At 48.5% G+C, this 7121-nt stretch carries 5 protein-coding genes; 2 read left to right on the forward strand and 3 right to left on the reverse strand.

Features of this window, described 5'->3' with window-relative positions:
* Positions 1-200 precede the first annotated feature (200 nt).
* Together IQ219_RS14375 and IQ219_RS14380 are read left to right on the forward strand one after the other, a co-directional pair.
* A complete protein-coding gene (locus IQ219_RS14375; protein WP_228017130.1) occupies positions 201-1139 on the forward strand; it encodes a permease in 939 nt (312 codons plus the stop codon).
* Positions 1140-1335: 196 nt separating this feature from the next.
* Positions 1336-2010, forward strand: coding sequence for a class I SAM-dependent methyltransferase (locus IQ219_RS14380; RefSeq protein ID WP_194073063.1), 675 nt, complete (start codon positions 1336-1338; stop codon positions 2008-2010).
* A gap of 74 nt (positions 2011-2084) precedes the next feature.
* On the opposite strand, the gene IQ219_RS14385 is transcribed toward IQ219_RS14380, so the two are convergent.
* From IQ219_RS14385 to topA, 3 genes are read right to left on the reverse strand one after another with little or no spacing between them, the layout of a single operon-like run.
* Positions 2085-3482: a 1-acyl-sn-glycerol-3-phosphate acyltransferase gene (locus tag IQ219_RS14385; RefSeq protein WP_194073064.1), complete on the reverse strand. Its 1398-nt coding sequence runs from the start codon at positions 3480-3482 to the stop codon at positions 2085-2087.
* A 24-nt stretch (positions 3483-3506) separates the two neighbouring features.
* Positions 3507-3911: an NIL domain-containing protein gene (locus IQ219_RS14390; protein ID WP_010872494.1), complete on the reverse strand. Its 405-nt coding sequence runs from the start codon at positions 3909-3911 to the stop codon at positions 3507-3509.
* Between the two features lie 7 nt (positions 3912-3918).
* On the reverse strand, positions 3919-6630 hold the full coding sequence (topA, locus tag IQ219_RS14395) for a type I DNA topoisomerase (RefSeq protein WP_194073065.1): 2712 nt from the start codon (positions 6628-6630) through the stop codon (positions 3919-3921).
* Positions 6631-7121: the final 491 nt, after the last annotated feature.

Genomic DNA, 7121 nt, shown 5'->3' on the forward strand with positions numbered 1-7121 from the left:
TGGTGGTTATATTGGGACAGTAGGGGATGGTGTAAGTATCGAAATTGTCAGGCGCTATATTCAAGAGCAAGGAGATGAAAAAGAGAAGGCTCGTATGCAACAGATGAACCTTTTTCCCATCTAGATACCCCGCAGCTTGCTGCGATCGGGTTATTCATTGGTTGGCAAACCAAATTGTCACCCAAGTCTTGGGATTGTCGATGTCATCCCATTTAGGATCAAGTCTGCACTTCTTTCTTTATGATGTGCCCAAAGTATTAACATTACTAATTGTAATTAGCTTTATTGTTGGGACATTTCAAAGCTTTTTGGAGCCAGAACGGGTTCGCTATTTGTTGGAAGGAAAGCGTACTTTTGTGGGAAATATTTTGGCCGCAATGGTCGGAATTGTCACACCATTCTGTTCTTGCTCTGCGGTTCCTTTGTTTATTGGCTTCTTAGAAGCAGGGGTACCTTTAGGAGTTACCTTTTCTTATCTGATGGCAGCACCAATGGTCAATGAGGTTGCTGTTATCCTGTTGTGGGGATTATTTGGGTTGAAGGTAACCCTAATCTATATTGGCTTTGGGGTAGGTTTGGCGATCGCTTCTGGGTATATTATCGGACTGATGAAATTAGAAAAATGGGTAGAGCCATTTGTGTGGGAACTGCAAAAATCACGTCAAACAATACCGATAGAAAAAGAAGACAATCTAAAACCAGTGGTGTTAACTTGGGGACAAAGATTTGATCAAGGAAGATTCCAATCCAGCGAAATTGTGCGATCGGTTTGGCTTTATGTGGTGATTGGAATTGCGATCGGTGCGGGGATTCATGGTTATGTGCCGACGGATTTTATCACCAAATATGCAGGGGCAAATAATCCTTTGGCCGTACCAATTTCGGTGATTTTAGGTGTTCCACTCTATGCCAATATTGCGGGGGTTATGCCTATTACTGAAGCTTTAGTCAATAAGGGAATGCCCATGGGTACAGTGTTATCTTTTACAATGGCGGTAACCGCACTATCTCTGCCGGAAATGGTAATTCTTAAAAAAGTATTGCGACCACAACTATTAGCTGTATTTATTGGGTTAATGACCATTGGTATTATCAGTATTGGCTACCTATTCAACGCCATCATTAAAGGATGGGTTTAATTATTTTTTCAGAGAGCCTAGCATGGTAGTTGATATTTACTTATTTTTTGGGGATGATTTGTCTATTTTATCCCCTTTTTTTGTTACCTCACTTATGTTTCAACACTTTTGGGGGTATTTCAATATTCAGTCCTTCGTTAAAATAAATAGTGAAAATGGCTCTTTTCCAACGATTCATCATTAAAAGTTAAACCCCATGGCCCTGCTTAATCCTGACCAGCGCAGTAAGCTCGACCCCAGCAATGATGGTCAGTTTTATGCCTATCCCCGCTTTGTTACCCATGTGGACAATGGCTTCATCGAACAATTAACAGAGCTTTATCGGCAAAAGCTCAAACCTGGCACAAAAATTTTAGACTTGATGGGGAGTTGGGTATCCCATTTGCCCGGAGAAATGAACTTTGCCCATGTGGAAGGTCATGGTTTAAATGAGGAAGAATTGGCAAAAAATCCCCGGCTAGATCATTACTTCGTACAAAATCTCAATGAAAACCCCGCTTTGGGTTTCCCAGATGGAGAATTTGATGCCGTATTAATGGCGGTATCGGTGCAATATTTGCAATATCCCGAAGCTGTGTTTAGTGAAATTGCTCGTATTCTCAAGCCCGGTGGTGTGGTAATTGTCAGTTTTTCCAATCGCATGTTTTACCAAAAGGCGATCGCCGCTTGGCGGGACGGCACCGATGCCAGTCATTTGCAGTTAGTCCGGGCCTATATCCAATCGGTAAAGGAATTTGGCCCACCGGAAATCATTGTTAAACCAGGGCAAAACTTACCGGGATTCCTACAACTTTTAGGTATGGCTGGTAGTGACCCCTTTTATGCAGTGGTGGCTTCGGTGGAGAATGGAACCGTAGATAACCATGGATAGGAGCAGAACTGAAACAGATTTGGAAGGCTGATGATCAATCAGATTGCTAACACCAGGTAAACCATTGGTAACAATTAAATAATCAGACCGGATAACTTTTCCTGTAAAACCTCAGTTACCTTGGCGATCGCCAATTTTCGATTGCCCTGGTAATCGCTATAATAATCATCCACTAGAATGGGTTGACCAAAGGTAAGTTGGGCCCGCTGACGCCCCAGAATGGGACGGTTATTGAGGTTGCCCCCCTTCATACGGGTAATGACATTCCAAAGCAATAAAAGGGTGTCGGCAAACCTTTCCACCGTTGGTTTTTCTTTGACATAGTGGCCCGTTACGGCAACAAAATTTTCCACCAGCCGCATATGCCACATTCTTAAATCTGCTTCTTCAGCAATGCGATCAGCCAAGCCCTTTTTTACGGGAAATAAAGCTTGTTCATCGCGTAATTCTTCTCGATAAATATAGTCCCAACCAGCCTGTTCCAACCGTCGGCAACGATCCGGGAGGGTTCCCTTGGGAGTAATTTGAAAATATTCTTCCCCCACGGTTAAGGCCGCATGAAGCAAATTCTGCAAACGGGAAGCTAGTAATTGATTTGGATCTGTTTCCAAGCTGTTAAAGTTTTCTTGCAAACGGTTGGCTAAATCTTTCATTGTTGGCAAATTTTGATGGTAAAACTGTCGGTAAAAATTCTCCATTAGATCCAACATCACTTCGCCTAAATGGTAAAGTCGTTCGTATAGCTTGGCTTCCCCCAAACTGTGGTCGTCGCTGGGGGGAATGCCGCAGTCCTGTTCCAATTGGGAAAGCAAATTTTCAATCTCTTGCCAGGGAGGCGTAAGGTAAAAGTATTGAATACCCACTGGCAAAATTAACGTCTGCTCCTGCCGTTGGGCTTTGCGTAAATCCTCCACGCACCAAAATCCCATTTGGGCAATGCCTGGTTCTAGGGGAGAAATCAGTTCGTTGTGACCGTTGGTGGCTCCTTCCGGCGCGGCGGCCAGGGGATATTGGCCATTGAGCATTAGTTCCCGAGCCGACCGTAAACCGGGACGGTCTAATTTACCTCGTTGAATGGATGTACCCCCTAAACGGGGAAATAACCACCGTAAAAAATCTCCCCCCCAGAGGGGAATGCCTCGGTCATACATGAAGTGGGAATGGCTCAACGGTGGCGGTTGCAGGGGGCCTTTTTTGAGTGCTGGCGGCAATAAATTCCAAAATAAATACCCCATACACAACGGATCATTGATGCTGGGGTGGCGGAAGGCCAACAGTAGGCGGTTTTTCCCTTGGCTAAAGTCAGTGTAGGCCCGGACTAAAGTTTCTAAATTTTCGGCCTCGATTTTGGCGATCGCCGTTTGGGAGCGGATCCACCAGGGGAGAATCCAAGGCCCGAGTCGGAGCAACCAAGGCTGGAGATCGGGAGCTAAAAAGTCCAGGGGGGGTTGGGCTTGAATGGGGGATTCCATGGGAATAATTGCCGGTGATGAAGCCTAAAAATTAGTGGCGATCGCCTGGACAGGACAGGAGGGAATACATTGCTCACAGACCACACAACGGGAACGACGAAACATCAGGCGAAAACTATCCGGGTCTAAACTCAGAGCTTCTGTGGGGCAGACCCCCGTACAGAGCCCACAGTCCACACAGCTTTGGTCATCAATGACAATTTCGCGACTCGCCAAGGAAACTTCAATACTTTGGGAGCGCATCCATTCCAAAGAAGCCTCCAGTTGATCAATGTCCCCGGACAATTCCAGCACCACTTTGCCCACCTGGTTGGGGGCTACCTGAGCCCGAATAATATTGGCGGCAATATTAAAATCCTTGGCCAGGCGATAGGTGACGGGCATTTGCACCGCGCTACGGGGAAAGGTCAGGGTCACGCGCTTTTTCATCCTGGTCTCAACTAGCCTCGCTAGACTGGTCTGGATTGATAGCTTTACTGGGGGATTTTTTCCTAGTGGTGGTGCGTTTAGTAGTAGCTTTCTTGGCGGTACCAGTGGCACTGGCCTTTTTAGTGCTGGTTTTCTTCGTCCCTTTGGCTGTGGTGGTGGTCTTTTTACGGCTAGTTTTCTTCCCACTGGCTGCCTTTTCTGCCAACAAAGGTAGGGCCTTTTCTAGGGTAATGGTTTCTTCCGTTTCCCCTTCCGGTAAGCTGGCATTGACTTTGCCATGTTTGATGTAAACCCCATAGGGACCTTTGAATAAATTCACCGGCTCTTGATCTTCGGGGTGGAGTCCTAACTGTTTGAGGGGAGTGCGGCTACCCCGGCCCCGTTTTGGTTCCGCCAACAGTTCTAAGGCCCGGTCCAGGGTGATGGTCAAGACATCGTCCTCCCCTTTAAGGGAACGATAATCCTTGCCGTCCTTACCTTGGTCGTGGACTACATAGGGACCAAACCTTCCCAGACTAGCTTTGATATTTTTGCCCGATTCGGGATGGGGCCCCAAAGTACGGGGTAGAGCCAACAATCCTACCGCCATTTCCAGGGTGACATCCTCCGGCTTAACTCCTTTGGGCAGGGAAGTGCGTTTCGGCTTCTTATTTTCCTCCGTGGCTTCCCCTAGCTGGACATAGGGACCATAGGCACCGATCAGCACAAAAATTGGTTCCCCCGTTTCAGGATGAGCGCCCACTTTATCGGGGCCTTCGGTTTTTTGCTTGAGTAACACTGCGACCTGGTCTGGGTTAAGGTCCGCTGGGGTTAAATCGTGGGGGATGGATGCCGTAATAATTTCTTCCCCCTGGGGAATTTCGATATAAGGGCCAAATTTGCCAATTTTCACCTTGGCGGCCAGGTTTTCCAACTCAATGGCCTTGGCGATCGCCGGATCGATCTGGTCTTGGCGTACTTTGACTTGGTTTTCTAGCCCTGATTCCCCCAGGAAAAAGCCCTGGAGATAGGGGAGCCATTGGGTTTTGCCCACGGCAATTTCGTCTAACTTTTGCTCCATGCGGGAAGTGAACCCCGTATCCACTAAGTCGGGAAAATGGGACTCCAGCAAACTAACCACCGCAAAGGCCGTAAAGGTAGGGGTTAACGCCTTAGCTCGCATTTGCACATAGCCCCGGTCAATGATGGTACCGATAATGCTGGCATAGGTACTGGGACGGCCTACCCCTTCACTTTCCAAAGTTTTCACCAAGGAGGCTTCCGTATAGCGAGCAGGGGGTTGGGTTTCGTGGCCTACGGTGTTAATTTCTTGGCAACTCGGGCGATCGCCGACTTTGAGGGGGGGCAAGATTACTTCTTGGTTTTCCAAGGCGGCATCGGGATCATCGGAGCCTTCCACATAGGCCCGGAAATAACCAGGGAAGTCAATGCGCTTACCCCCAGCTCGAAATTCTGCATCTTCCACCTTTAATAAAACGCTCAGTTGGGTGATTTTAGCGTCGGCCATCTGACAGGCCACGGTCCGTTTCCAGATCAATTCATACAGGGCTAATTCCCGTTCCTTTAACCCCGTGCGGTTGGGAATGCGAAACTCTGTTCCAGCGGGGCGAATGGCTTCGTGGGCTTCCTGGGCCCCTTTACTTTTGGTGGTGTATTGCTTGGGTTTGGGACTGAGATATTCCTTACCGTACATTTGTTGGACGCAACTCCGGGCCGCCGTCACCGCCTGGTCGGAAAGATGCACCGAATCCGTCCGCATATAGGTGATGTAACCCTCTTCGTAAAGCTTTTGGGCCACCCGCATGGTATCCCGGGCGGAAATACCCAATTTGCGGTTAGCTTCCTGTTGCAGAGTAGAGGTGGTAAAGGGGGGAGAAGGCTTACGGGTACTTGGTTTTTCCTCCGTATTAATCACTTCCCAGGGTTGCCCCCACAAACGATCCCTCAAGGCGATCGCCTGGGCTTCATCCAGTACCACCACCCGTTTATCTGGCAGCAAAGCACCGGTATTAGGGTCAAAGTCACTGCCAGTGGCCAATTTCACCCCAGCGAGGGTGGCTAACTTAGCCTGGAAAGGATTTTTGCTTTGTTCCAGTTCTGCTTTTAGATCCCAGTAACCAGCGGTTTTAAAAGCTCGGCGGGCCCGTTCCCGTTGCACAATTAAACGCACCGCCACCGACTGCACCCGGCCAGCGGATAAGCCCCAGGCAATTTTTTTCCACAGTAACGGGGAAAGGGTATAACCCACCAAGCGGTCTAAAATCCGGCGAGTTTCCTGGGCATGGACCAAATTTTCGTCAATCTCACGGCAGTTGTCCAAGGCATGGCGAATGGCTTCCTGGGTGATTTCATGGAATACCATCCGTTTAATGGGCACCTTCGGCTGGAGCAGTTGTAATAAATGCCAGCTAATGCTTTCCCCTTCCCGGTCTTCGTCCGTAGCCAGAATCACTTCATCGGCATTTTTCAGGGCGGATTGTAATTCCTTCACCACCTTTTTCTTGGTTTTGGGCACCACATAAAGGGGGCTAAAATGGTCTTCCACGTTGACGCCTAAATTGGCCCAATTTTTGTCCTTGTAGGCTGCGGGCACCTCATCTGCCGAAGCCGGTAAATCCCGTACATGGCCCATGGAAGCTTCCACCCGATAATCTTGAGGCAAATAATTGCGGATGGTGCGAGCTTTGGTGGGGGATTCGACGATGACGAGTTTGGACATAGGGAGGGGATGAAACTGGGGATGGAACCGGAGGGGAAAATTTGGGCGGGTCTGAGGTGGACTATCTATATGGATGACTTTAGCGGACTAAGCCATAACTAATACTTATCTTAATCTTCCCAGAAGATCAAACCTGGCTTGGAGGTGTTGACATTCCCACCATCCAATCGTTAGGGAAGACTGGGTGAAATTCCCTGGATTGCCCCAGGCGCTGACGACGTAACTCTGCACATGTTCGGGGCGGGCAAGACACCATTGGTGGTTAGCTTTCTTTGCAAGAGCCCGTTGGTCAGGTTTTAGTTTGTATCCTAAATTTCCCAATCATGGGGGAGCCTGATCTAGTTTCCCGCTAACCTTGGGGTATGGGAGGGCTTTGCAGACACAAGGAACTTTGGGGGGCACCAATGCTGGTAGCCACAAAAATTAGCCCATTGACCCTACAAATTTGCCACAAAAATCTCCCCGAGGGCTAGCACAACGGAGGCTATCTG

Origin of the sequence: Synechocystis sp. LEGE 06083 (assembly GCF_015207725.1) — a bacterium.
Classification (GTDB): domain Bacteria; phylum Cyanobacteriota; class Cyanobacteriia; order Cyanobacteriales; family Microcystaceae; genus Synechocystis; species Synechocystis salina.

Excerpts from the sequence above, each read along its gene's own strand:
- IQ219_RS14375 (WP_228017130.1), top strand. The coding sequence starts at position 201 with ATGTCATCCCATTTAGGATCAAGTCTGCACTTCTTTCTTTATGATGTG.
- IQ219_RS14380 (WP_194073063.1), top strand. The coding sequence starts at position 1,336 with ATGGCCCTGCTTAATCCTGACCAGCGCAGTAAGCTCGACCCCAGCAAT.
- IQ219_RS14385 (WP_194073064.1), bottom strand. The coding sequence starts at position 3,482 with ATGGAATCCCCCATTCAAGCCCAACCCCCCCTGGACTTTTTAGCTCCC.
- IQ219_RS14390 (WP_010872494.1), bottom strand. The coding sequence starts at position 3,911 with ATGAAAAAGCGCGTGACCCTGACCTTTCCCCGTAGCGCGGTGCAAATG.
- topA (WP_194073065.1), bottom strand. The coding sequence starts at position 6,630 with ATGTCCAAACTCGTCATCGTCGAATCCCCCACCAAAGCTCGCACCATC.